The sequence below is a fragment of the Shewanella sp. H8 genome (assembly GCF_040285065.1).
Lineage (GTDB): Bacteria > Pseudomonadota > Gammaproteobacteria > Enterobacterales > Shewanellaceae > Shewanella > Shewanella polaris.
Genome location: NZ_CP157213.1, coordinates 3596057 through 3622714 on the forward strand (window position 1 = coordinate 3596057; position 26658 = coordinate 3622714).

General features: G+C 39.6%; 25 protein-coding genes. 8 read left to right on the top strand and 17 right to left on the bottom strand.

The features are described 5' to 3' along the window. Nucleotides 1-534 precede the first annotated feature (534 nt). From fba to tkt, 4 genes are all read right to left on the bottom strand, one after another. The gene (gene fba / locus ABIS04_RS15495; protein ID WP_137225665.1) at nucleotides 535-1599 is read right to left on the bottom strand and encodes a class II fructose-bisphosphate aldolase; all 1065 of its coding nucleotides are present in this window, start codon (nucleotides 1597-1599) and stop codon (nucleotides 535-537) included. A 153-nt stretch (nucleotides 1600-1752) separates the two neighbouring features. After that, on the bottom strand, nucleotides 1753-2928 hold the full coding sequence (locus ABIS04_RS15500) for a phosphoglycerate kinase (protein ID WP_350431636.1): 1176 nt from the start codon (nucleotides 2926-2928) through the stop codon (nucleotides 1753-1755). A 75-nt stretch (nucleotides 2929-3003) separates the two neighbouring features. Continuing rightward, nucleotides 3004-4023: an erythrose-4-phosphate dehydrogenase gene (epd, locus tag ABIS04_RS15505; RefSeq protein ID WP_350431637.1), complete on the bottom strand. Its 1020-nt coding sequence runs from the start codon at nucleotides 4021-4023 to the stop codon at nucleotides 3004-3006. 188 nt (nucleotides 4024-4211) lie between these two features. Then, nucleotides 4212-6206 (bottom strand): transketolase, encoded by a 1995-nt coding sequence (gene tkt / locus ABIS04_RS15510; RefSeq protein ID WP_350431638.1) that lies wholly within the window; start codon nucleotides 6204-6206, stop codon nucleotides 4212-4214. A 540-nt stretch (nucleotides 6207-6746) separates the two neighbouring features. On the opposite strand from tkt, the gene metK reads away from it, so the two are divergent. After that, nucleotides 6747-7898 (top strand): methionine adenosyltransferase, encoded by a 1152-nt coding sequence (metK, locus tag ABIS04_RS15515; protein ID WP_137225657.1) that lies wholly within the window; start codon nucleotides 6747-6749, stop codon nucleotides 7896-7898. Between the two features lie 161 nt (nucleotides 7899-8059). Then, nucleotides 8060-8608: a GNAT family N-acetyltransferase gene (locus ABIS04_RS15520; RefSeq protein ID WP_350431639.1), complete on the top strand. Its 549-nt coding sequence runs from the start codon at nucleotides 8060-8062 to the stop codon at nucleotides 8606-8608. A 77-nt stretch (nucleotides 8609-8685) separates the two neighbouring features. Here the strand turns inward: ABIS04_RS15520 and ABIS04_RS15525 are convergent, their stop codons facing one another. The 3 genes from ABIS04_RS15525 to ABIS04_RS15535 are packed head-to-tail and all read right to left on the bottom strand — an operon-like array spanning nucleotide 8686 to nucleotide 9876. Beyond that, nucleotides 8686-9045, bottom strand: a complete 360-nt coding sequence (locus ABIS04_RS15525; protein ID WP_350431640.1) for a hypothetical protein — start codon at nucleotides 9043-9045, stop codon at nucleotides 8686-8688. A gap of 57 nt (nucleotides 9046-9102) precedes the next feature. Continuing rightward, nucleotides 9103-9654: a GNAT family N-acetyltransferase gene (locus ABIS04_RS15530; protein WP_350431641.1), complete on the bottom strand. Its 552-nt coding sequence runs from the start codon at nucleotides 9652-9654 to the stop codon at nucleotides 9103-9105. 3 nt (nucleotides 9655-9657) lie between these two features. Beyond that, the gene (locus ABIS04_RS15535; protein ID WP_350431642.1) at nucleotides 9658-9876 is read right to left on the bottom strand and encodes a hypothetical protein; all 219 of its coding nucleotides are present in this window, start codon (nucleotides 9874-9876) and stop codon (nucleotides 9658-9660) included. A 121-nt stretch (nucleotides 9877-9997) separates the two neighbouring features. Between ABIS04_RS15535 and ABIS04_RS15540 the strand changes: the two genes are divergently transcribed. Both ABIS04_RS15540 and argR read left to right on the top strand, forming a co-directional pair. Then, the gene (locus ABIS04_RS15540) at nucleotides 9998-10423 is read left to right on the top strand and encodes an META domain-containing protein (RefSeq protein WP_350431643.1); all 426 of its coding nucleotides are present in this window, start codon (nucleotides 9998-10000) and stop codon (nucleotides 10421-10423) included. A gap of 166 nt (nucleotides 10424-10589) precedes the next feature. Beyond that, nucleotides 10590-11060 carry a transcriptional regulator ArgR gene (argR, locus tag ABIS04_RS15545; protein WP_101034246.1) on the top strand — a complete coding sequence of 157 codons (471 nt, stop codon included), beginning with the start codon at nucleotides 10590-10592 and terminating at the stop codon, nucleotides 11058-11060. A 62-nt stretch (nucleotides 11061-11122) separates the two neighbouring features. Here argR and ABIS04_RS15550 read toward each other — a convergent pair whose 3' ends face one another. The 6 genes from ABIS04_RS15550 to ABIS04_RS15575 form a co-directional block, all read right to left on the bottom strand. After that, nucleotides 11123-12061 (bottom strand): Dyp-type peroxidase, encoded by a 939-nt coding sequence (locus tag ABIS04_RS15550; protein WP_350431645.1) that lies wholly within the window; start codon nucleotides 12059-12061, stop codon nucleotides 11123-11125. A 254-nt stretch (nucleotides 12062-12315) separates the two neighbouring features. Next, the gene (locus tag ABIS04_RS15555; protein ID WP_350431646.1) at nucleotides 12316-13347 is read right to left on the bottom strand and encodes an ABC transporter ATP-binding protein; all 1032 of its coding nucleotides are present in this window, start codon (nucleotides 13345-13347) and stop codon (nucleotides 12316-12318) included. A gap of 2 nt (nucleotides 13348-13349) precedes the next feature. After that, nucleotides 13350-14981 carry an iron ABC transporter permease gene (locus ABIS04_RS15560; protein WP_350431647.1) on the bottom strand — a complete coding sequence of 544 codons (1632 nt, stop codon included), beginning with the start codon at nucleotides 14979-14981 and terminating at the stop codon, nucleotides 13350-13352. A 94-nt stretch (nucleotides 14982-15075) separates the two neighbouring features. Continuing rightward, nucleotides 15076-16083 (bottom strand): extracellular solute-binding protein, encoded by a 1008-nt coding sequence (locus tag ABIS04_RS15565; protein ID WP_350431648.1) that lies wholly within the window; start codon nucleotides 16081-16083, stop codon nucleotides 15076-15078. A 218-nt stretch (nucleotides 16084-16301) separates the two neighbouring features. Continuing rightward, nucleotides 16302-17051 (bottom strand): ferredoxin--NADP reductase, encoded by a 750-nt coding sequence (locus ABIS04_RS15570; protein WP_350431649.1) that lies wholly within the window; start codon nucleotides 17049-17051, stop codon nucleotides 16302-16304. Between the two features lie 43 nt (nucleotides 17052-17094). Next, the gene (locus ABIS04_RS15575; protein ID WP_350431650.1) at nucleotides 17095-17724 is read right to left on the bottom strand and encodes a DUF5610 domain-containing protein; all 630 of its coding nucleotides are present in this window, start codon (nucleotides 17722-17724) and stop codon (nucleotides 17095-17097) included. 407 nt (nucleotides 17725-18131) lie between these two features. Here ABIS04_RS15575 and ABIS04_RS15580 point away from each other — a divergent pair, with 407 nt between their 5' ends. Beyond that, nucleotides 18132-19619 carry an FMN-binding glutamate synthase family protein gene (locus tag ABIS04_RS15580; protein ID WP_350431651.1) on the top strand — a complete coding sequence of 496 codons (1488 nt, stop codon included), beginning with the start codon at nucleotides 18132-18134 and terminating at the stop codon, nucleotides 19617-19619. 142 nt (nucleotides 19620-19761) lie between these two features. After that, nucleotides 19762-19956 carry a hypothetical protein gene (locus tag ABIS04_RS15585; protein WP_371833606.1) on the top strand — a complete coding sequence of 65 codons (195 nt, stop codon included), beginning with the start codon at nucleotides 19762-19764 and terminating at the stop codon, nucleotides 19954-19956. Nucleotides 19957-20170: 214 nt separating this feature from the next. Here the strand turns inward: ABIS04_RS15585 and ABIS04_RS15590 are convergent, their stop codons facing one another. Together ABIS04_RS15590 and ABIS04_RS15595 are read right to left on the bottom strand one after the other, a co-directional pair. Next, nucleotides 20171-20419 carry a hypothetical protein gene (locus ABIS04_RS15590; RefSeq protein WP_175405873.1) on the bottom strand — a complete coding sequence of 83 codons (249 nt, stop codon included), beginning with the start codon at nucleotides 20417-20419 and terminating at the stop codon, nucleotides 20171-20173. A 363-nt stretch (nucleotides 20420-20782) separates the two neighbouring features. Beyond that, a complete protein-coding gene (locus tag ABIS04_RS15595; RefSeq protein ID WP_350431652.1) occupies nucleotides 20783-22570 on the bottom strand; it encodes an ABC transporter ATP-binding protein/permease in 1788 nt (595 codons plus the stop codon). Between the two features lie 353 nt (nucleotides 22571-22923). Between ABIS04_RS15595 and ABIS04_RS15600 the strand changes: the two genes are divergently transcribed. After that, complete coding sequence (locus ABIS04_RS15600) at nucleotides 22924-23097, top strand: hypothetical protein (protein WP_350431654.1); 174 nt, start codon at nucleotides 22924-22926, stop codon at nucleotides 23095-23097. A 43-nt stretch (nucleotides 23098-23140) separates the two neighbouring features. Here the strand turns inward: ABIS04_RS15600 and aroG are convergent, their stop codons facing one another. Then, nucleotides 23141-24196 carry a 3-deoxy-7-phosphoheptulonate synthase AroG gene (gene aroG / locus ABIS04_RS15605; protein ID WP_350431655.1) on the bottom strand — a complete coding sequence of 352 codons (1056 nt, stop codon included), beginning with the start codon at nucleotides 24194-24196 and terminating at the stop codon, nucleotides 23141-23143. Between the two features lie 413 nt (nucleotides 24197-24609). On the opposite strand from aroG, the gene ABIS04_RS15610 reads away from it, so the two are divergent. Further along, a complete protein-coding gene (locus tag ABIS04_RS15610; protein ID WP_254693644.1) occupies nucleotides 24610-25455 on the top strand; it encodes an ABC transporter substrate-binding protein in 846 nt (281 codons plus the stop codon). Here ABIS04_RS15610 and ABIS04_RS15615 read toward each other — a convergent pair. Beyond that, complete coding sequence (locus ABIS04_RS15615) at nucleotides 25452-26576, bottom strand: hypothetical protein (RefSeq protein ID WP_350431656.1); 1125 nt, start codon at nucleotides 26574-26576, stop codon at nucleotides 25452-25454. The two genes, ABIS04_RS15610 and ABIS04_RS15615, sit on opposite strands and share 4 nt — an antisense overlap. Nucleotides 26577-26658 lie beyond the last annotated feature (82 nt).

Here is a 26658-nt window from a genome sequence, read left to right on the forward strand (position 1 = left end):
ATTCCCACGCATACTAACACTTTGCCCGCAGAATTGAAAAAATAGTCATACCGCTAAGCGCTAAGCGCTAAGCAACAAGGATCTTAGCTTTCCAACGGCCACAGCGCCAACGCCATATCATTGCCCCCCCCGAACCCATTCATCAAGCGCTAAGGCGGCCCAAACACCCAATAAGCCATACTCTAAGTGGATCCCCGAGATAATAAGCACCTGGTACCGCAATATGACTCATGGTTTATCATAAAAGTGTTAATTGCTGCCGTTAAAAAGTGTAAAGCAAAATAGACGAATAGTGGCCAAGTCAGTAAAATAACGATAAAGGTGTATTTGGCTTAACAGCCCCTAGTAATTCAACTATTAAGATGGCTAACAGCATAAAGGTTACATCAGTAAGCTATGATATTTAGGGGCAATTTTTAAGGCGAGGATAATGCTAGATAGCGTTTAAAAAACAATATTTTTTCGTTATTTATTGACAAAAAAATCAGCTCATTCAAAAAATGAGCTGATTTGCTTTTTTAACGTAAAACTGGCTTACATGATTTTAGGGTCAAGTTCACCAGATTGATAAGCTTTATACATTGCTTGCAGTGATTTAGGCTTAATTTTAGAGCCCATCCCCGCACAACCAAATGCTTCATAACGAGTTGTACAAATGTCAGCCATTGCTTCCATTGACGCTTTTAAGAATTTACGCGGGTCAAATTCTGCTGGATTTTCGGCTAAGAATTTACGTACTGCACCCGTTGATGCTAAACGTAAATCAGTATCAATATTCACTTTACGAACACCGTGCTTAATACCTTCAACAATTTCTTCTAACGGTACACCGTAAGTTTCTGGTATTTGACCACCATATTTGTTGATGATCTGCAGCCATTCTTGTGGTACTGAAGACGAACCGTGCATCACTAAGTGCGTATTAGGGATACGCGCATGGATTTCTTTAATACGATCAATACGTAACACATCACCAGTAGGCTTACGGCTAAACTTGTAAGCACCATGGCTAGTACCAATAGCAATAGCTAATGCGTCAACATGGGTATCAGCAACGAAACGCGCCGCTTCTTCAGGGGTGGTTAGCATTTGATCCATACTAAGGGTACCAACAGCACCAATACCATCTTCTTCGCCTGCTTGACCCGTTTCTAAACTGCCTAAACAACCAATTTCACCTTCAACCGACACACCACAAGCATGAGCAAAAGCGACAGTACGACGAGTCACATCAACGTTGTAGTCATAAGATGCAGGTGTTTTACCATCGGCCATAAGTGAGCCATCCATCATTACTGATGACATGCCTAACTGGATCGAACGCTGACAAATATCAGGGTCAGTACCATGGTCTTGATGAATACACACAGGAATATCAGGATACTGCTCAAGCGCAGCTGCCATAAGATATTTTAGAAACTGTGGACGAGCATATTTACGTGCACCAGCAGATGCTTGCACAATTACAGGGCTGTCTGTTGCTTCAGCCGCTTGCATAATTGCGCGCATTTGCTCAAGGTTATTTACGTTAAATGCAGGGACGCCATAATCATGCTCAGCAGCATGATCAAGTAGTTGTCGTAGAGAGATAAGAGCCATTTCGTTCTCCATTAATAGGGTGATTACTCACCTAGGTCGCTATCGTTTGGACGGATTGTTAACTCTGCGACAACCTAATTCCATTAGGCTGTAACAGAGCATTTTTTATAATAATTATTATTAGGTTTTACGGTAAAATACTTGATGCGTGAACTAAGCGCCACGTTTTTCAAGCATTGCAACTGCAGGCAACTCTTTACCTTCTAAAAACTCAAGGAAAGCGCCACCACCAGTAGAGATGTAAGATACTTTGTCAGCAATATTATATTTATCTACTGCGGCTAAGGTGTCGCCACCACCAGCAATAGAAAATGCTTTTGACTCCGCAATAGCTTGTGCTATGCGTTTAGTACCTTCACCGAATTGATCAAACTCAAACACACCCACTGGACCATTCCAGACGATAGTGCCGGCTTGTTCAATAATTTTTGCCAATACTTCAGCACTCTCAGGGCCGATATCAAATATCATATCACTGTCAGTGACATCACTCACCGATTTCAGCGTAGCAACAGCCGTAGGGCTAAATTCGCTTGCCACAACCACATCAGTAGGGACAGGAATATCACCACCGCGACTTCGAGCATTGGCCACAAGACGCTTTGCTTCTTCCACTAAATCAGCTTCATACAATGATTTACCGACATTATAACCCGCAGCTGCAATAAAGGTATTGGCAATACCACCACCCACAACAAGCTGGTCAACCTTGGTTGACAGGCTTTCAAGTACGGTTAACTTGGTTGACACTTTTGATCCACCAACAATTGCCACCATTGGACGAGCTGGATTATGAAGCGCTTTACCTAATGCATCTAATTCTTGGGCTAATAACGGACCCGCACAGGCTATCGGAGCATAAACGCCTACGCCGTGAGTCGACGCTTGAGCGCGATGAGCGGTACCAAATGCATCCATGACATACACATCACATAAGGCAGCCATTTTTTTAGATAACGTCTCATCGTTTTTACCTTCACCAATATTAAAGCGAACGTTTTCAAATACGACGACTTCACCAACATTAACCTCAACGCCATCAAGATAATCACTCTCCAAGCGTACAGAGCAATTAAGAGCTTTAGTCAAATATTCAACCACAGGTTTCATTGAATACTCTGGGTTAAACTCACCTTCGGTAGGGCGACCCAAATGCGACATCACCATGACTGCCGCACCTTTTTTGAGTGCGAGTTTAATAGTAGGTAATGAAGCTCGTAAACGCGCATCACTGGTTACTAAACCATCGCTGACAGGTACATTTAAATCTTCACGAATAAGCACACGCTTATTTTGTAGATCTAAATCTGTCATGTTAATAATTGCCATAATTAGCAGTTCCTTTTTAAGTTAATACGAAATCTTACTGCGCAACCGGTTTACCCCATTGCGACATAATTGATGTTATCGATCCGATTTTGCTTGGATCATCGCTAAACTAGTATCCAGCATGCGGTTAGCAAAACCCCATTCGTTATCGCACCATAATAATAATTTGACCAAGTGGCCGGCACTGACACGGGTTTGAGTACCATCAACAATACTTGAACGGGGGTCGTGGTTAAAGTCACACGATACCAGCGGCTCGTCAGTGTAACCTAAAATACCATTAAAACTGCCATTTGATGCACGCTCTAGCACACTGTTGATTTGCGCAATATCGACTTTTTTCTCAAGTGTGACAGATAAATCGATCGCGGTAACATTAATGGTAGGTACCCGAACAGAAATCGCTTCAAATTTATCTTTCATGTGCGGCAAAATACGCTCAATGCCTCGTGCTAATTTAGTGTCTACTGGAATAATTGACTGACCCGCGGCGCGAGTTCGGCGTAAATCATCATGATAAGCGTCAATCACCTGCTGATCATTCATCGCCGAGTGGATAGTGGTAATCGCACCACTTTTGACTTCAAAATGTTTATCCAAAACATCAATAACAGGGACAATACAATTGGTCGTACAAGAAGCGTTAGAAATAACGGTATGCTCTGCGCGCAACAAGTCATGATTAACACCATAAACAATGGTGCCATCAACGTCTGCAGAAGAAGGATTACTAATGAGTACTTGTTTAGCACCTGCATGAATGTGTGCTTCGCAGGCTTGGCGATCAATTAAACTGCCGGTGGCTTCATAAACGATATCAATATCAAGTTCTTTCCATGGCAATAAACTCGCATCAGCTTGGTTTAGTAGCTGAATGCTGTCATCGCCAATCAGTAACTTGTCACCGTCGAGTTTTACCTTGTGCTTAAAACGACCATGAGTGGTGTCATATTGAGTTAAATGGCAAATGGCTTCTGGCTTTGCCAACTCATTGATCGCCACTATTTGAATTTGTTGACGTTTACCCGATTCATACAAGGCACGAAGTATTGAACGGCCAATTCGGCCATAACCATTAATTGCAACTCGAATCATTTAGGGTCCAGAGTAATTAACCAAAGCACTTATTATTGAGTCAGTTATAAATAAAACACTGAAACATTAGCGACTTAAATATATTACTTTACGTGAATTAAAGACATAAAAAAACGGCCTACAAGAGTATTGCAGGCCGTTATTATACAGATTAAACACCTAATAGATAAGTGTTTAATCTCAGATGATTATCCTAAAGACTGGACAGTTTTTACGACATTATCAACAGTGAAGCCGAAATATTTAAGTAATTCAGCACCAGGGGCAGACTCACCAAAGGTCGTCATACCCACCACGCCACCGTCAAAACCAATATATTTGTACCAGAAATCAGCGTGTGCGGCTTCAATTGCGACACGTTTAGTCACTGCTTTTGGTAATACAGACTCTCTGTATGCAGCATCTTGCTTATCAAACTCAGTCGTAGAAGGCATAGAAACAACCCGTACTTTTTGACCTAGTTTAGTGAGTTCAGCGGCTGAATCCATGGCTAATTGCACTTCTGAACCTGTGGCAATTAAGATGACATCAGCAGTGCCTTGGCAATCAGACAGTACATAACCACCTTTAGCTACGTTCGCTAATTGCTCAGCGGTACGCACTTGAGCTTTAAGGCCTTGACGGCTAAAGATGAGAGATGTTGGAGCATTGCGACGTTCAATTGCAATTTTCCAAGATACAGCCGTTTCTGCTGCATCACATGGACGCCATACGGCCATATTAGGTGTTAAACGTAAGTTAGCTAATTGCTCAACTGGTTGATGAGTAGGGCCATCTTCGCCTTGACCAATAGAATCATGGGTATAAACGAAAATATTTTGAATCCCCATTAATGCAGACATACGTACTGCATTACGCGCATATTCCATAAACATCATGAAAGTCGCACCATAGTTAATAAAACCACCATGTAGTGATGCACCATTCATAATACCGCTCATACCGAATTCACGCACACCGTAATAGATGTAGTTACCGGCTGGATCATCTTGAATACCTTTAGAACCAGACCAAAGGGTTAAGTTAGAACCCGCTAAGTCGGCACTGCCACCGAGTAATTCAGGCAACATAGCACCAAATACACCAATGGCATTTTGCGATGCTTTACGACTAGCAATATTTTCGGCTTTGTCTTGGCTTTCTTGGATAAACGCTTGTGCTTTAGTTTCGAAATCAGCAGGCAATTCACCTTTTAATACCCGGCGATCATATTCTGCAGCGAGCTCAGGGTAAGCGGCTTGATAAGCTGCAAAATGCTCATCCCATAACGACTCATTGCTGGCACCCTTTTGCTTAGCATCCCAACCAGCATAAACCTCTGATGGAATTTCAAAAGGAGCATATGGCCAGTTTAAGAATTCACGAGCGGCTGCAATTTCAGCATCGCCTAATGGTGCACCATGGCAATCATGACTACCTGATTTATTAGGTGAGCCAAAACCAATAATTGTTTTACAACAAATCATTGATGGCTTATCTGTAACCGATCTCGCTTCTTCAATTGCAGCACGGATAGCCTCTGGATTATGGCCATCGACACCAGCAATAACATGCCAACCGTACGCTTCAAAACGCTTAGGTGTGTCATCAGTGAACCAGCCTTCAACATTACCATCGATTGAAATACCGTTGTCATCCCAAAATGCCACTAACTTGCCAAGACCTAACGTTCCGGCTAATGAACAGGCTTCATGAGAAATACCTTCCATTAAACAACCATCACCCAAGAAACAATATGTAAAATGATCGACAATGTCGTGTCCCGGACGGTTAAATTGAGCCGCTAAGGTTTTTTCTGCAATAGCCATACCCACAGCGTTACTGATACCAGCGCCTAAAGGGCCGGTAGTCGTTTCAATGCCTGGAGTGTAACCATATTCAGGATGTCCTGGAGTTTTTGAATGCAATTGGCGGAATTGCTTTAGCTCTTCCATAGGTAATGCATAACCAGATAAATGCAGTAAAGAGTATATAAGCATAGAGCCATGACCGTTTGATAACACAAAACGATCGCGATCGACCCACTTAGGATTAGTTGGATTGTGCTTTAGAAAATCATTCCATAGCACTTCGGCGATATCAGCCATGCCCATCGGGGCACCGGGATGGCCAGAATTGGCTTTTTGAATCGCATCCATACTTAGGGCGCGAATGGCATTAGCGAGTACTTTACGAGATGACATGCTCTCTCCTGCTTGTTTTTATGATCTAGCTGGCAATTGTGAAGCCATATTTTCCCCTACAAGGCGATATGACGCAAATTAAAATTACTCTCATTACACATTTTAATGATCAACTAACTGGATTTTGCTCATATAGAAGTACAAAAAGCTAAATTATTTCATTATACAAACTGATCAGATACCCATAATCAATATTCACTATACGAGTAACTATTTATTGACAACGACAGCCTAAAACACGCAAGCAACAATAAACAATCACCTTTTATTACTGGTTAAAACCGAATAACCCACAATAATATTGTTCAGTTCTTAGTAGCAAAGTAATTAAATGCAATAGTAGAAAACCACCAAATCTATTTTGAATCATCGATTTAATTAGCCTTTCTACTAAACATTGTTTTTGTGAATAAAAAATATTTATGCATTAGTGCACAATTCTCGAGATAAATTCGTATAGGGGGGTGTTATCAAAATCAAATTCGACTAAAATAGCCGTCTAGACGTATATTCAATTGCAACCAACGAGATTCCCCTATTATGGCAAAGCACTTGTTTACCTCTGAGTCTGTCTCAGAAGGTCATCCAGATAAAATAGCCGATCAGATTTCTGATGCGGTATTAGACGCGATACTTGAGCAAGATCCAAAAGCTCGTGTTGCGTGCGAAACGTATGTTAAAACCGGTATGGTATTAGTAGGTGGTGAAGTTACCACTTCTGCTTGGGTAGATATTGAAGAAATTACCCGCAAAACGGTACGCGAAATTGGCTACACCAATTCAGATATGGGTTTTGATGCTGATTCATGTGCTGTACTGAATGCCATTGGCAAACAGTCTCCAGATATTAATCAAGGTGTTGATCGCGCCGATCCTGCAGAGCAAGGCGCTGGCGATCAGGGCTTAATGTTTGGTTATGCAAGCAATGAAACTGATGTATTAATGCCTGCACCCATTACTTACGCGCACAAATTAGTTAAGCGTCAGTCTGAAGTTCGTAAAAACGGTACGCTACCGTGGTTACGTCCCGATGCGAAAAGCCAAGTCACTTTTGCGTACGATAACGGTAAAATTATTGGCATTGATGCGATTGTATTATCAACTCAACACCGTGAAGACATTAAACAAGCTGATTTGATTGAAGCCGTAATGGAAACCATCATTAAGCCTGTATTACCTGAACAGTGGTTAAATAAAGACACTAAATACTTTATTAACCCTACAGGGCGCTTTGTTATTGGCGGACCCGTTGGTGACTGTGGACTAACAGGACGTAAAATTATCGTTGACACATATGGCGGCATGGCGCGTCATGGTGGTGGTGCTTTCTCTGGTAAAGACCCATCAAAAGTTGACCGTAGTGCTGCTTATGCTGCACGTTATGTAGCTAAAAATATTGTAGCTGCAGGTCTTGCTGATCGTTGCGAGTTACAAGTGTCTTATGCGATTGGTGTTGCAGAACCAACTTCTATCAGTATCGAAACTTTCGGTACCGGTAAGGTGTCTCAAGAAGTGTTAATCAAATTGGTTCGTCAACACTTTGAATTACGTCCATATGGCTTAACAGCAATGTTAGATTTAGCACGTCCAATCTATCAACAGACTGCTGCTTATGGCCACTTTGGTCGAGATATCTTCCCTTGGGAAGCAACAGATAAAGCTGAAATCCTTCGTGCAGACGCTGGATTATAATAAGCTAACTGTCTATGTCATTTTAACCTAGCATTTGTAACCTAAGTTAATAGCATAGAAAAATAAAACCGCCATTAGGCGGTTTTATTTTTTCTGTTTTGTAGCAATAACAACATATAACATTAATAACATCATTATTTGATTTTAAAATGGCTCACATTATGTATCAACCAACTTGGCTAAACACAAAGATAACTGGAAATCAGCAACCTTCTGTTGCCATTAGAGAATGGTCCGCAATCAAATTATTCTACCGTCAACATATGCCTTATGCTCGATTGGCCCAAAAAGAATCTGTTGCTGTCATCCATCATGTTCAACCAACACTCACGAATGACACAGAATTGAGCCAGCAAATAATCATTGCCGCAATAAGAGTTAAACCTGTAGGCCAATATCAATTAATAAGTGGATTGCTAGTCCATCCTGACTATCGTGGCCAGCAAGTATCAACTCAACTATTACAATTTATCGCACCAAAATTAATCGTTAAAGATTGTTTCTTATTTGCCCATCCGTGGTTAATAAGCTTATATCAACAACAGCAATTTATAGTAAGAGAGCCAAGTGAATTATCCACGTTACCGGCAGAAATAACTCAATTGTATCGCCGATATCACAGTGAACAACGACCGTTAATATTGATGCAACTTAGTAAGCTAGATGTAATAAAAAAACCATATAACAGCAATAAGCTTAAGTCAGAATAAGTCCAATGCGAATAAACCTAATTAAGTCTATTCTTAACTCAACCTAAACTGACATCAACACAGCACTGGCAAGTCGATTAGCAGTGATCAAAATGGGCCGTTTCAATGCACATAAACGACACTTGCTGCATTGTCATAATTGGCACGTCTTTAACAATGATTGAGGCCATGTTAATCAGTTCTATTTGGGAAACCAATGTTATTGCTGCATTGTAATCATTGGTTATGCCACAAAATATCCATGTTTCTTTCCAGCGAACAAAATACCCTGAATGTTGCACTTGAGCATTAACCGCATCTTGAAAGTGCGCTTCAATACATTGATACGGTTCGCCAGCATCAGACAGTACTGCAGCAATTAGCTTGATGTTGTCAAACGCCGAAAGCCTTAAGCTTAGGTATGGCTTAAAAAGTGTGTCAAAGTCAGTGCTTATCATATTGTTAATAAATAGCCATGTTGATGTAAACTCATTTTACCTGTTTAGCCTATGTTGCTAATCAGGTAAATTGCTAGTCGCGAGTAGGCAATAATCACGTTGCTCAAAGCTAAATTGATCAATCTCTGTCATTGCCGCTTTTTGTTTATGTGCAGCCAATGAACGAGCATTGTCGGCGGCAACATAGGTCACCATAAATGGAAAGGTATCGTGTACTTGCCGTTTTAATTCACTCACTAATGCCGCGAAAATACCTTGACCACGCTTCGACTCTTGAATCCAAACGGGGCCATATTGGCATGAGTTAGTTGTTGATATTGCTTGACCATTCAAATCGGCAAACTTAATTTTTTGAATTATATGGCGGTATAAAGGTTGTGCGGAAAAAAATGACCATTTTGCAGCCATCACATAACCAATAATGTGCCCCTGTTCTTCTGCGACAATAAACCAATGTTGATTGATCAACTGAATAACCTCACCTTTTCTCAGTGAGTGAGCATGTAGTTGGCTATTAGAATCTAACAACTCATCATCAACATGAGCACGCTCTAACTGCACTATGGCAGCAACATCGGTTAATAACGCCTTACGGATAATAAATGACAATGATTATTCCTTTGACTCTGAATTGGGAGATTGATTCTTCGCCCATTCTATCACTAGCGCAACAGGTAACGGAGACATAATTAATGTACCTACACCAATAAGTAAAGCGATAACCAACATGCCGCTGACTTGTTGAGCAAGATCACTTTGCCAGTATAGTCCTACGCCCAGCAACAACATGATTAACCCAACAAAATGCAATATTTTGACTATTTTGATCATTTGAGACTCTTTAATAGGTTAAATAATGTTAATTCATCCAAAACATTACATTTATTTACTCTTTTATTACTGTTCAAGTAGTAGAATAACCGCAATGTTTTCGTTTTTGGACCCTCTCAGCATGATAAAGCATATTCTCGGCGCCACTGTAATATTTTTAGGCCTTAGTGCTTGCCAAAGCCAACCACAAGTTGTCTCTAATGAACAATTAATGGGTCGTTGGCATGTAGACGTTGTCCTCGATACTCCAACCATTAATAATAGCCCAGCAAATTTAGTGTTTGCCCCAAATGGTCAGCTAACAGGTAATAATAGTTGTAATCAATTTTCTGGTCATTACGCTCAGCAAGGTAACTTACTAAAACTGGCTCCGTCAGATTCAACCATGAAAGCTTGTGTCGATAGCTTAATGACTCAAGAAGCTGATCTGATGAAGGCGATATCATTAGTACAGCAAATTGATTTTTCAAAAGGAAAACTTAATTTATTATCAAAAAAGGGTGATACGTTATTGGTACTAACAAAGCAATCGTTACCCTTATCTTAAATCCATCATTTAAATAAATCATCGGATTGGCTATAAGTGTCAGCTTAAATTTCCACTATAAAAATGAATTTTTATTCAACTATTTTGATTCTTTCTTGACTTAATAAGTCAATCTATTCAAAATGTGCTAGTTTTTTGAATAATAACTATAAGTTGAATTATCACTATGCCAGCGACAAGAAATCAGGATGAGCTCGTGCGAACTTTTAAAGCGATTCTCAAAGAGGAACGTTTTGGAAGCCAAAGCGAGATTGTTATTGCGCTTCAAGCCGAAGGATTCGGTAATATTAATCAATCTAAAGTATCTCGCATGCTCAGCAAGTTTGGTGCTGTGCGAACTCGAAATGCTAAGCAAGAAATGGTGTATTGTCTTCCTGCCGAGCTAGGAGTCCCTACTGCAGGTAGCCCCGTTAAAAACTTAGTACTGGATGTTGATCATAATCAAGCCATGATAGTGGTCAGAACCAGCCCTGGTGCAGCGCAGTTAATTGCACGTTTGCTTGATTCAATAGGCAAGCCTGAAGGGATATTAGGTACTATTGCAGGCGATGATACTATTTTCATTTGCCCTGCAAGTATAAAAACTATCGATGATACATTAGAAACAGTTAGATCTTTATTCAATTATAGTGAATAAAAAACCATTCCAATAAAAAAGCAATGCCATGGCATTGCTTTTTTATTATCTAAAATTAGCGTTTAGGCATCATCGAATTGAATTAAAAAATCCAGCGATGGCACAAAGAATGATGACCCAGTCAATGCTTTAGTAAACAACATTAAATGGTCATGATTTCCATCGCTATCGCCATGTACCATACTCCGAAGCATTTTTTCAAAATGTTCAGGGGTGCGGCAGACAGAAATAAATACCAACCCTTGTTCTCTCGTTGAACCATAAGGCATACTTTGACGTAAAATCTCTAATGAGTTTCCTTGCGGATCCTTTAAATTGACTCGTTTAGTATGACTGGTTAACGGCTTATCTTCTGATTCGTACTCAATATCATCAGCTTTGGTACGGCCATATATATCTTCTTGTTTTTTTACCGGTAAACGATGCCACTTACTTAAGTTATGCAGATATTTTTGCACATGAACATAACTACCTGAAACAAACTTTTCGTCTTCATCACCGACAAGTGCAACCTGTTGACGATGGCGTCCTTTAGGGTTTTCTGTACCATCAACAAAACCAGTTAAATCACGGCTGTCCATAAATCGAAAACCGCGCTCTTCATCTACTAATTCAACCAAATCTTCAAACATCTGGTTAATTTCATTGGCAACAAGATGCAAAATATCATAACGATCACAACGGATATGAACAAACAAATCATATTCCATTGCAGGTGCATCACGATTACCTTCATTCATAGCAGGAAAAGGTTTTAATAATGCAGGACGAGCGTCTGGGTAAAAGGTATCCCAAAAATTAGCCCCAATACCCACAAAGCCATTAAATGCACTGTCGGTATATTGATCTGTGAGTTCGTAAATGTATTGTGCCACATTAGCAATAGATGGACGTAATTGCTCTTCAACACCATCGTTGGCATTAAACATCAAATACACACTGTGTAAATTCCCTTCTGCGCAAATCCCTAACTGTTCACGAGGCATAACTTGGTTACCCATATTTACTTATCCACCTTAATACTTTCTGTCGGCCTAAATGGTGATAACTTAATACTGGATGCTATTAAAAAACGAATAGCACCTCTGATCAATTTCATTAATCAGTAGCTTATCTTAATCAAATGTAAATTTCTTTAAGTGTATTCACATTTAGCTTATTTGTAAGTCACATTTTACTTAAATAAGTTTAGATAAGAGATTGATCATCAGTCACATTCATCAAATAGAGATCAAATGATACAGACTGTTGAGCGTTAATTAAAAATCACCAGAGGATGCGCGGCAATAACAACATTCACCCGTTGACCAGGCATTAATATTGTTGATTGACTGTTTATATCCAAAACATCATCGCCAATTTGAACTTGATAATGGCATACAGTGCCAAGAAAATGCCTTTGGACAATACAACCCTTACCGTCGATATTGGAATGTAATTCAATTTGCTGTGGTCGCAGTAATAAATACCCTGGACTTCCAATAGGCAAAGACAATGCTTCAGTACTGTTTAAATAACCTAAAGAATACTGTACTTGATGATTAGACGTGACCGTAATCGGTAAATAATTCCCAGAACCTAAAAAGTCGGCTACATAACGATCTGTAGGTGCTGAGTAAAGAGTTTCGGCTTTACCATGCTGTATAATGGCGCCATTTTTAAACAAAGCCAGTTTATCGGCAAACACAAATGCTTCGTCTTTACTGTGGGTAACAAATACCGCGCTCACATTACGTTGTTTCAGAATGGCACGAATTTCCAACATCATATCGTTACGAACTTGTGCATCAATATTAGAAAAAGGTTCATCGAGTAATAACAGCTTAGGTTGATAAGCTAAAGCACGCGCAATAGATACCCGCTGCTGTTGTCCGCCAGATAACTCATGAGGATAACGAGATGACAGCCCGGTTAATTTAACCAACTCAAGCATTTCTTCTAATCGTGTTAGCCGCTGTTCACGATTAAGATCGTTAACGCCAAATAATATATTTTCAGCCACGGTTAAATGCGGAAATAAGGCGTAGTCTTGAAAAATCATCCCTACACCACGTTGCTCACTCGCAACGAATACGTCATCACCACTCAAGACTTGGTCATTAATCTTAATGCAACCTTGGCTAATGGGTTGTAAGCCCGCTATCGCCCGCAATAGTGTTGTTTTACCACAACCACTAGGCCCCAATAGTGCAACGATTTCACCTTGTTCCAATATAAGGTTTAAATGGCGCAATATAACTTGGCCTTGATAATCACTGCAGACATTTTCAATGGTTAACGTTGACATAACTAGCCTTGTTGCTCTAATGAGCGATTTAGATAAATCAGGGGAACAAGCCCAACCAACACAATCACAATAGCGGCCAATGCGCCATGTTCAAGCCTTTCATCTGATACAAACTGAAAAACATAAGTGGCTAAGTTTTCAAATCCAATCGGCCGCAATAATAACGCTGCCGGCAACTCTTTCATACTTTCAATAAACACCAACAATGCGCCAGCAAAAATGCCCTTACGCAATAAAGGCAAATGCACTCGCCATAATAGTTGATTAGGTGTCCGCCCTAGCGTAATACAAGCCATATCTAAAGAAGGTGAAATACGTTTATAACTGTTTTCTAAACTGCCAATGGATATGGCAATAAATCGGACACAAAAAGCAAAAATCAGTGCAAACACGCTTCCTGTTAATAATAAACCAGGCCCTTGAGCGCCAAGCCAGTCGTAAACATCGTTAATCGCAAAGTCGATAAAGGTCAGTGGCACCAAAACGCCAATAGCTAACACAGTTCCCGGTAAAGCGTAACCTGTACAACTTAATCTAGACGGAAGTTGGTCACTTTTACGTGGGCTAACCCGGCGTACGAACATCAATATCAAGGAAAGAACCACGCACACAGCACTGACAATGGCGGCAATATATAAGCTGTTAAAGCTGTATTGCCAAAAACGCACATCCCAACTCTCGTTGAAATAATCGATAGCATATCCACACAACACAATGAAAGGTAATAAAAAGGCAGTAAATAGCAATAAAAAACAATAACCGAATGCTATCCAAGCTCTTTTTGATGACAACACATATCTGTCAGTTTCATTAAGGGAAGATTGCTTTTGAAATAATTGTTGTTTCCGGCGCGCAAAACGCTCTACCCCAATCATAGAAAAGACCACTAACAGCATAATTGCCGAAAGCTTTGCCGCCGCGGTTAAACTGCCATATCCGAGCCAAGTGTCGTACACAGCAGTGGTTAATGTTGGTACAGCAAAATAGCTTACAGTAGCAAAATCTGCTGCTGTTTCCATTGCCACAAGCGCAACACCTACGGCTAACGCAGGTCTTGCCATTGGTAGTGCGAGACGCCAAAAACTCCGCCACGGACTACAGCCCATAATGCGCGAGGCGTATAACAAACTGGAAGACTGCTCCATAAAAGCCGTTCTAGCCAATAAATAAATATAGGGAAATAACACTAGCGATAATATTATCGCGGCCCCACCAAGACTTCGTATTGAAGGAAAATAATAATCATGGGGAGATTGCCATTCAAACCAAGATCTTAATGTACGTTGCACTGGGCCAGCATAATCCAACATGTCGGTATAAACATAGGCAACAATATAGGCTGGCATAGCTAGAGGGAGAAGTAATAACCATTGAAAATAACGACGAAATGGAAAGTCACAGCGGGCAACTAACCAAGCTGCAGGGGTTGCGATCACTAGCGTCCCAAATCCAACAAACAACATTAATAATAAACTATTAGCAATATATGTCGGCAGTACCGTATTGAACAAATGGCTGAATACCGCTTGATCGGGAAGCATGGCTTGCACAATTAAGGCAACCAGCGGCAATATGAGTATCGCTGCAATAAAATAACCAGTAAGCGACCAGCTTCTGGTTAAGCCTAAAATCATAAATAATACCGAATTAACTCAGCGCACTAACGATATATGTTCGATAATGCGCTGATAATATTTAAACTAATTGACGTATGTGTTCGAGATTCAATTAAAGATCAAACTTCACTTCATCAAGTAATGTCACCGCGGCATGATGAAACTCAGCCAACTTATAGATAGGTAAGCTGTCTGCTTTAAATTCGCCCCAAGACGCAACTAGTTCAGACGGTGCAACATCTGCCTTAACGGGATATTCCATATTCACTTCCGCATACATTTTTTGTGCAACGTCTGAAGTGAGGAACTCCATTAATTTAATGGCGTCGTCTTTATGCGGTGAATGTTTGGCTAATGCCATACCTGAAACATTGACATGTGCGCCACGATTTTGTTGATTTGGGAAATTAATCTCAACCGCTTCAGCCCAACTTTTTTGGTTTTTGTCCATTAACATTTTGCCGAAGTAGTAACTATTACCAATGGCAACATCACACATACCTTCTTTAACCGCTAACACTTGATCCCGATCGTTACCTTGAGGCTTACGTGCTAGATTGGCCTTAACGCCTTCTAACCAGGTTTTGGTTTTCGCTTCACCATCATGGGCAATCATCGACGCCACTAATGCTATATTGTAAGGGTGCTTACCGCTGCGAGTACAAATTTTGCCTTTGTATTCTGGTGTGGCTAAGTCTTCATAATCAATATCAATTTTACCGCTGCGTTCTTTTGAGGAATAGACATTACGCACCCGCATTGTGAGCGCATACCAATCATTTTGTTGCGAACGGTATTGAACAGGAATATTAGCGTCAATCACCTTGCTATCAACGGGGGAAACAAGGTCTTTATCCACTAAATCCATTAAACGAGAAAAGTCAGATGTTAACACTACGTCTGCTGGAGATAATCGACCTTCACGCACCATACGTTCTGCAATACCGTCTTTAGCAAAAACCACGTTAACGTCGACACCACTTTGTGCAGTAAACTTTTCTAAAATAGGCTCAATCAGAAAAGCCTGACGATAAGAGTAAACCGTTAATGCATCAGCGGCATAGACTGAAGAAGTCACACTCGCTAAGCCTAAGAATGCGACACTTTTTAGCAATTTCATTAATTAACGCTCCCTAATTAAAACAATATTCGTCACTACAAATCTAATTGATATTGATAATGGTTATCAATTACAACAGGATAAGTGATCAAATCAAAAGGAGCAAGTATTGTTTCAATATCACACTAGAAACGAGCTAAGTTGAAAATGACACAATTAGATTATCCATCAGAATGACAAATGAGGAATATAGGGTTAAATCTATATTAATGAATATATTACCAGTATTTTTCTACTGTAATCTGCCCTGGTGCCCGTCGAAGATTTTTAACCAATCCCTTATCAATTAAGGCCGTTTGAGCATCTGTGATCATTCCAGGATTACCACAAACCATCATTTGCGAGTGTTCGGCATTAATTTCTAATCCGGCTTTTTGCTCAATAAGTCCGCTGTTAATACCGTCAGGTATACGACACGATAAACCATCGGGATAATCTTCTCGGGTGACAATTGGAATAAACACGAACTGTTGAGGGTATTTTTTAACAAATTGCTTAATTGTCTCTAAATAGGCTAAATCTTCTGCAAGCCTGACACCATAAACCAGTATGACTTTTTCAAAGCGCTGCCAGGGTTCATCTGTCGCTAACATTGAGATAAAAGGACCAACTGCGGTGCCCGTTGCCAAAAACCACAGGTGCTTACCTTGCAATGCACCATGAGGCACTTCTTCTAAGGTCATAAAACCCGCGGCTTTGGATGACACTTCGATAGTGTCGCCAGGCTTTAATGCTTTTAGATCTGGTGATAACTGTCCATCTTCTACTGCTACGGCCAGTACTTCTACATAATCCGTACCGGGTGGATTAACAAGAGAATAGGCACGAGCTACACGCTTATCATCACGCATTTGACTGAGTTTAATAAATTGACCTGCGATAAAAGGTTCGACATCGGCTTTGATACGCAACGAGAATAATTTATCATTCCAATCAATGCGTTCAATTACCTTTCCCGTAGTCCACATAGTCCAGTCCTTATCAATGGGAGCCAAACTTCATCATAAGAGACTAAGTAGCTTGAGTCACGCTTTGTGATTCATCTTTACTCGAGTTGTCTTGTTTGAATTGTGCTAATCCTTGTTGGATCAACTCATACGTTTTATCAATATTAGTGGCAATATCACCCTCTAATACTTTTAAACCTGACAATATGTCACTGGCTTCTTTAAAACCTTGACCAATCGCATCACCAATTTTTACCACAAAACTATCTACTTGCTCATCGAGCCCCATTGATGAGTTTTGTTGTTGGTGTACAGAAAAAAACTTAGTTGCAAAGCTCAAAATGCGATCTGCTGTCGCTTCTGGCGAATAGTCGACCCCACTATCAATACTCTTTTGCACCGAGTCTTCTCCCAGCGTTGGTGCGAGCTCTTCATTAATGGCTTCAATCGCGGCTCGATAAAGTAATGCCATAGACTTGTCACCAGCAGCAATACTCACTTCTTCTTGAGCAGCAAGAATAGTGTTGTTCATCATTTGACGACTGAGTTGATTGGCAGAAACCTTGGTTGATGAATTTACCGCTGAGTTGTTATTTTCAGCCGCTTGATTTGATGACGTCGAAATGCCGACTGAAACATCTTTACTGTCCCTTGTGTTGCTCGTCGCTATTGAAGTGGTATTTTTAATGTCCATAATAATATCTCATTTGGAATGACCGATAGCTTAATTATCGACCAACAAATGAATATCTGTAGTCACAAATGACAAATAAACAATTTAAATGATCACAGCTAAGAAATTACAGCTTTACTGTAGTGTGTGATAATCGTTTCATAGCAAGACCAAAATTTTAACGATATAGTGATTCTCTATTTGATATAGAGAACATTACTAGCAAATAGGATTGATTAGTCATTAGGGTCAGTTGATCTTTCAAGGTTGGTTTTGCAGCGAATTGTTGGTCATTACTTAAACATGAACTATAAGTCGGAGACTTTGTGGTGTAGTTATTCTACATAAAAAGTCGATAACGCAGTAAAAACGACCTAAAGACCCTAGTACTAAATCATTAATATCGAATTCTATTTAAGGACAATACTATGCCGCAACAACACTGGTTTATGTGGGGAATGGATATTTTTTCGGGTCTTTTTTTAGTGTTATTTTGGCTATTACTCATCGCGATAATTTACATGTTTATTGCTGATAAACTGCAAACCAAACAAGCCATTCGCCACAACTACCCTGTTATCGGTCGGTTTAGGTATATTTTAGAAAAACAAGGTGAATTTTTTAGACAATACTTTTTTGCTCAAGATAGAGAAGAGCTACCTTTTAATCGCGCTGAACGCAGTTGGATATATCGTGCAGCCAAAAATGTTGACCGGACTATTGCGTTTGGGTCAACTCAAGTATTGGATAAACCGGGTACGGTAATGTTCATGAACTCAGCATTTCCAATCAGCGATCATGAAAAATATAACACCATACCGGTAACCATTGGACCAAACTGCCAGCACCCTTACACTACCGATAAAATTTGCCACGTTTCAGCGATGAGTTTTGGGGCTTTGTCTCGTCCAGCGGTGACAGCATTATCTCATGGCGCCGCAAAAGCAGGTTGCTGGCTCAATACTGGCGAAGGTGGATTAAGCCCTTATCACCTTAAAGGGCATTGTGATTTGGTATTCCAGATAGGCACTGCTAAATACGGCGTCCGTAACGAGCAAGGCCATTTAGATCCGCAAAAGCTCAGCGACATGGCGGCGCATCCAGAAGTCAAAATGTTTGAAATTAAGTTAAGCCAAGGCGCGAAACCCGGTAAAGGCGGTATTTTACCTGCCATAAAAGTTACCGAAGAAATTGCAACTATTCGCGGGATCCCTGTCAGACAAGACTCGATTAGTCCTAATGGCCATATTGAGTTACACAATGTTGCAGACATCGTCGATATGATAAATCAAATAAGAGATATCACCGGAAAACCAACAGGCATTAAGGCTGTGTTGGGTGATATGTCTTGGGTAACTGATTTCCTAGATGAAATTGAACGTCGCGGCATTGAACATGCACCAGACTTTTTTACACTAGACAGTTCAGATGGTGGTACCGGCGCAGCACCACAAGCCCTAATGGACAATGTAGGCTTACCATTAAGACAAAGCTTACCGCTACTGGTTGACTTATTGAATGAACGCGGCTTTAAGCAACGCATTAAAATTATCGCCACAGGTAAAATGATCATGCCATCATATGTCGCATGGGCTTTGGCCACTGGTGCTGACTTTATCGCTTCAGCTCGTGGAAATATGTTTGCTTTAGGCTGTATTCAATCTTTGCAATGTAATAAAGATACTTGCCCAACGGGAATCACAACTCACAATACACGGCTACAATACGGTTTAGATCCTAAAGATAAATCAGCACGAGTCGCAAACTACAATCACTTTTTGCATTACGATTTAAACATGATCGCACATTCATGCGGCGTTACAGATCCAAGATATTTAACTCGCCACCATGCTCGTATAGTCGAATCATCTGGTGTAGCAGTAACCTTAGATAAGCATTATCGCCACATGCAATAAAAAAACGGACGAACGTTCAATAAAAAATTAGAGCGGGTCATTAGATTGCCGAAAATTAATATAAGGTGTAGAATATAGTTGATATGGATCACATTAAAAGGCCTTAGTGTGATTTTGAATAGGCGCCAATCCAGAGGATTTCGTGTTGAATATAAAAACCGCTGCCGTAAACATAAATACGCAAAGCTTAAGTTTAAGTTGCAAAAACTGTAATCGAATGACAGAAATCGAAGGCGAATTAGTGTGTTTTGAACAAGGCAAAATTAAGCGTTTAACACTGGATCCTTCTCCAGCTGTACTGATCAAAATGGTGTGTATTGCTTGGCAGAAAAAATAATCTATCTTAACTAGCAATAGTATTCATCATTTAAGTATCCACTCATTATATCCCAATCAACTCCCTCATTTTTGAAATGGTAAATAAACCTAATATCAGCGATGAATAACTTATTATCATGAATTAATAAGGGTTTGATGACATCAATTCATCTGCATCTTTATGAGTATAAATCGGCATACCTGCATAAATTGATTGGATAGACAGAGTTGGACTAGAAAAGTGTGTCTTGCGCGTCATCATTTCGTTTAATAATGCTCTTATCAAGCTCGCTGCTGATTGCCTTAGCTAAAGTAACACCTCGAGTTGTTACTCTTAAACCTGCACACAAATCGTTATATACGATTTTAATTGCATCATCAGACATATTACGTGTTTTTAGCATGGCCATAATAGCATGCCAATCAGTAGTCACTTGATGTCGGGTGCCTTCTAGCGCCGCAATTAACGAAATATTATGCACAAGTTACCTCCTGACACGATTTAGTCCCTTCATAAGATCCAATTAGTTGATAAATAGAGCTATCTCATAAAAATAACCCGCAAGCACAACTATAGATTAACTGCGTTGATCATCATCGTCAAAAAATTTGTTCGTAATAAATGTAACAAGACAGTTTCTATACAATTTAGCAGTATAAGCAGTTCAATTAACAAGCTCTTTTACTATAATCGAGATAGACTATTCCTACTTAACATGTTGGTGTTAACAGCCTGTATTATAACTACGCAACCTTATGGTCAAGTGATAGCTAATGATAAATACCAACAACCGTATGGTACGCAACAGCATCCCAAGATTCACTTGTCGAATTATAAATTATAGTTACTCACTAAGCCTTTTTTCATTTTGAATATGCCAAAGCCGGGCATAAAGACCTTGTTGAGCTAACAAACTACTATGTGTACCATGCTCGACAATCTTACCTTTACTCAATACTACTATTTGGTCAGCATCAATAATGGTCGATAAACGATGAGCAACAACTAAGCTTGTAAGCCCTTTAGCTGCATCCCGTAATGCGTTTAAAATCGCTTGCTCAGAACGTGAGTCTAACGACGATGTTGCTTCATCAAATACTAAAATAGGTGCCCCTTTTAATACCGCTCGAGCGATAGCGACACGTTGTTTTTCACCACCAGAAAGTTTTAATCCCCGCTCACCCACTTTGGTATTACCTTTATCAGGTAAAGACTCAATAAAATCACTCAAATGCGCTAATTTAGCTGCAGCAAAAACCTCTTCTTCAGTGGCTTCTGGACGACCATATCGAATATTTTCATAAATGGAATTGTTAAATAACACGGTATCTTGTGGCACTATAGCGATAGCTCTTCGCAAGGCCTGCTGACTAAAGTCACGAACATCAATACCATCAATAGTGATAGCTCCATGGTCAACATCATAAAAGCGAAATAGCAACTTAATAATAGTTGATTTACCTGCACCACTGTCACCTACAACAGCAATTTTTTTCCCTGCTGGCACTTCAAAATTAACACTATTTAGAATAATTCGTTGATCATATTGAAAGCTTACATCTGTGAATTTTATCGCTCCAATAGTTGGGCTTTTCTCAATTGCACCAACTTGGTCTAACACTTGAGGTTGTTTGCCTAAGATATCAAACATACGCTCAATATTGGCTAATGCACCACGGATCTCTCGATACACAAAACCTAAAAAATTAAGTGGCATAAACAACTGCATCATAAATGCATTAATTAATACGAAGTCACCAATCGTCATTGAACCTTGACTCACTTCATATGCTGCAAGAGCCATCATCGCGGTCATAGCCACAGCAATAATGACTGCTTGGCCACCATTTAGCGCAAATAATGATAAGCGATTTTTTCGTTTCGCAACTTCCCATTGTTCTAAAGCTTCGTCATATCGTTGTGATTCAAATTGTTCATTATTAAAATACTTTACAGTTTCATAATTTAATAGACTATCAACGGATCGCGTATTCGCCAGCGAATCCGCTCTGGCTGCATCACGTACATAACCCGTACGCCACTCCGTCGCGATAATAGAATAACCAATATATGCTATAACAGAAAATAACGTAATTAACGCAAAAATCACCCCATAGTTATAAAAGAAAATACCAATAACTAAAGCGATTTCCAGTAATGTCGGCACTATATTAAACACCATGAAGCGCATTAAAAAACTCACGCCACTAGTACCTCGTTCAATATCTCTAGATAAACCGCCAGTACGGCGATCTAAATGAAAATCAAGATCGAGTCGATGTAAATGTTCAAAAACAGCCCGCCCAAGGCGACGAATAGCACGCTCAGTAACCCTACCAAATAAGGTATCACGTACTTCACCAATAATGACATTCAACAAACGCACCGCCCCATAGGCCAATACTAATCCAATAGGGACAGCAACAAGCTGTGTAGCAGATTGTTTATCAAGGGTATCAACTAACTCTTTCAAGATAAATGGCAGTCCAACACTGGCGATTTTAGCAACAATTAAGCAAATCATTGCCAACAATACACGCCCTTTAAACTCTAATAAATATGGCCATAGTAATCGCAAAACATGCCAATTTAGCTTCCCTACCGGGCCTTCAAAATACGCAGAAGGTCTCATCTATACTCCAGTTAATTACCGCTGCTATAGGCAGTTTATGACGCTCTAACATTAATTGTCTTATTATACGCCATTTTCTTATTAGACTTGTGTCACATTACGATGGAATAAATACAAACTTATTTTAGTCATCGCGAGGGGGGGGGGGTGAATGTTACCTTAATAGCACTTTAGACCTACCATCAGTAAAAATGCAGTAGACGAAGATACTACTTTTCTATTTTTTTTGCTATTTTGTGCTTTATTCATCTAAATAGAGTGATTTATCTAAGCAGAATTTGATATTCTTTGAATACAGATAATCGCCGCTTGATGGTAAACCAACAACGATTTACTATTTTAAAGGATGTTTTATGTTGGATAGCTCGAAAATTCAATACCCACCATTACAATTACTACAAACATGGGTATGGATGATGATTGAATCAGATAATCCTGAACTGCAAGACAAAGGTCGTGACAACCTGATATCGGCCTTTGGTAGTTTAGCCAAAGCCAATGAGTACCTAGTTGAAACAAATAAATAAGGCGCAAATTGCGCCTTATATCTTAAATATGACCAAGCAAACATCATACATTACGACGATCTACCACACTTTGATTTAACGTCGCTAACAGAGATTCAGTGTCATCCCAACCAATACAAGCATCGGTAACACTCTGCCCATAACACAACGAACCACCTTCAATTAAATCTTGGCGCCCTTCAACTAGATGGCTTTCTACCATCACCCCAAATATAGCCTGATTACCTTGTGCTATTTGACCAGCAACATCCTCAGCTACTTTTATCTGCTTTTTATAATCTTTACTGCTATTAGCATGACTAAAATCAATCATAATATTCTCAGTCAGCCCCGATTTAGCAAGCTGCTTGGTTATATCTGCTACATGTTCAGCACTATAATTGGGTGCCCGTCCACCACGTAAAATAATATGGCAATCAGGATTCCCTTTAGTCGATACAATTGCCGAATGACCAAACTTAGTCACCGATAAAAAGTGATGTGGCGCATTAGCAGCGCCGATAGCATCAATGGCTACTTTAATCGTGCCGTCGGTACCATTTTTAAAGCCTACCGGACATGAAAGTCCTGATGATAACTCTCTATGCACTTGCGACTCGGTAGTACGAGCGCCAATAGCTCCCCAACACATCATATCGGCGACATATTGAGGTGTGATCATATCTAAAAATTCACCAGCAGTGGGTATTCCAGAATCATTCAAATCGACTAACAATTTTCGAGCAGTACGCAAACCGTCATTGAGTTGATAACTATTGTCCATATATGGGTCATTAATTAGACCTTTCCAGCCCACAGTTGTTCTTGGCTTCTCAAAATACACCCGCATCACAATTTCAAGCTGGTCTTTATACTGCTCACGCAGCTTAACCAAGCGTTGACCATATTCTAAGGCTGCTACAGGATCGTGGATAGAACAAGGACCAATTACCACCAATAAACGATCATCTTCGCGCGCCAATATATTATGAATACTATTACGTGCATTGAAAACTGTTGTAGATGCACTCTCGGTTGCCGGAAATCGTTCTAGAATCGCAATCGGTGGAAGTAATTGTTTTATTTCATCGATACGAATATCGTCATTTTGGTAATGCATAGTAGTTGTAACTCCAGCCAAAACGTTTTATTTACCTTATTCAGAAAAGATAAATTCAGATAATACAATTCATTAAAAAAATGATTAAAAACATCGAGAAAATGAACATCAACTATCAATTTAACCAGTATTTACCTACAAATCAATCAAGAATTATTCATCTGTGCCGATAACAAAGACTATAGAGATATTAGTTCAAAGTGGTTAATAGCAAGCAATTGAGGACGAAACTATAGGCCTTCAATACAAAATGATTGTTAAATGAATCTAGTTATTAGCAGGAGATTGATTTTACAAGTAAAACATTATTAGGAAAGTAATGTGCTTTGCTTAAAACAACAAAAATGATTAAAACGCAATACAAGGACGATGTTCCACTTTATATGTAGCAGATAATTCAGAGGAGGAAACCATTGAAAAACAGCATCAAAAGTTTACTCATTGCATTCAGCTCTTTAATTGGTGTTTGTCCATCTGCGTTAGCTAATCCCATTATTCCCATCAAAGATACACACGAATTAATCGATTTACACGCGCAGAATGACAATAAAACATTAGTATCGACCATTAATAGCATTAGCTTTTCAACCAGTAATAGCATTGCACCTTATTTCTTTTCCGATACAAACACTGGTGTACAATACGACCTATTGAAAGCTGCGCTTAACACTCAAAATATTGAAATAAAAGAAATTATACATGCGCCCAATTTACGTTCTCAACGTCTAGTAAAAACAAAAAAAATAGATTGTATGATCAATACTCCTGATAATGTTGAAGGATTATTTTATACACAAAGCTTGATTGAATATCAAAATAGTTTGTTCTATTTATCAAGAAATAACCTCGAGATAGAACAAATTGATGATCTTAATGGTTTGTCTATTTTAGGGTTTCAGAACTCAAAACAATACTTAGGCGATGAGTTTAAAATCTTAGAAGATGCTAATCCGCTTTATAGTGAAATATCAAATCAGAAAAGCCAAGTAGTGATGTTATTTAATGGTTATGTACAAGTAATCGTTTTAGAAAGACGAATATTTGAATATTATCGCCATTTGCTCAGACAAAAATTAGACACCAGTATCCGCGTAACCGAAGCCGCACTTTTTGACCCCGCAGAGCGAAAAATTGCCTGTCATGATCAAATAATAGCTAATCAAGTTAATAGTGCCATTACGGCACTTAAACAATCATATCGCTATCAAGAAATACTTGATCTAGCTAAACAAAATAATTATCAACCTCAGATGGATTAATTCCGTCTCATTGCTTGTAATTTACTTTGATAGCGTTGTTTGTTGCTAGTATCACTTAATGCCAATGCGCGTTTAAGGCTTTTCTCTGCAAGTCGTTCATCACCCGTTGCCCAATAAGCTCTCGACAAGCCAAAATAGAATTCATGGCGATAATCGGCTTTCGCAACAGCTCGTTTATACCATATAAGTGCATTTTGATATTGGCTATCAAAATAGGCTTGTTGCGCCATATCAAAATAATAAAAAGGATTATTAATTCGAGCAAGTTCAAGTACTTTATGAATCTCGGCCCACTCAACTAAACGATCTTGCTCGCCTAAAATGAGAGCTAAATTATATAACGTTGATAGGTCTTGCGAATTAACTTGTAAGGCTGCTCGATAAACTTGTTCGGCTTCATCATCAAAGCCTTTATGACGATAGATCACCGCGAGGGTATTGATGGCAGCAACAAGCTGCGGATCTAAGATTATGGACTTTTTTACCAACGCATATGCGGTGTCATAATCGGCTCGGACTAAGGCTTCTGCTGCAACGTTGTTGTAATACATGGCACTTAATTGGCGCTTATTAACTCGTTTTTTTCGGTAGGCCCGTACTGAACGTTCGGGCAAAAAGTCAATTAAAACCTCCGTTCCCCTGAACAATACAGTATGAGAATCTTCTGGCGGCAATAAGCTTAAATTAACGTGTCCGTTAACTAAATAAAAACCACCGCGGCGATCCCAAAAAGGTTCAACATCAATATCATACAATTCAACAGGTACATTTAGCACATCAGCTAATGAAGCCGATAAGACCACCAGAGACATACAATTTCCTTGACGATCCAGCATTGTTTCACTCGCTGTACGAGTATAATGATCGCGATATTCAAAACCACCATCTTGGGCACCAACATATTGGGCTAACCATTCATTAGCTAAGGTATTTTTGCTGCGGATGGAATTATCAGACTGAAACTGACGCTTAAAATTCGCTACAAAGGAGTCGGGTAAACGATAAATATCGTCGACATCAATCGTTAATACAGGTACAAAATAATCATCATAAAAAAGTGAATTAACGTTAACATTTTTGGACTGAGATGGGATTGACTGGCAAGCGCAAAGGAAGCACATTAAACTCAATAGAATGAAGAAACAAACATTAGGTTTATGTCTATTATCGCTAAGACTTAATGTCTCACAGGAGCGCTTTAAT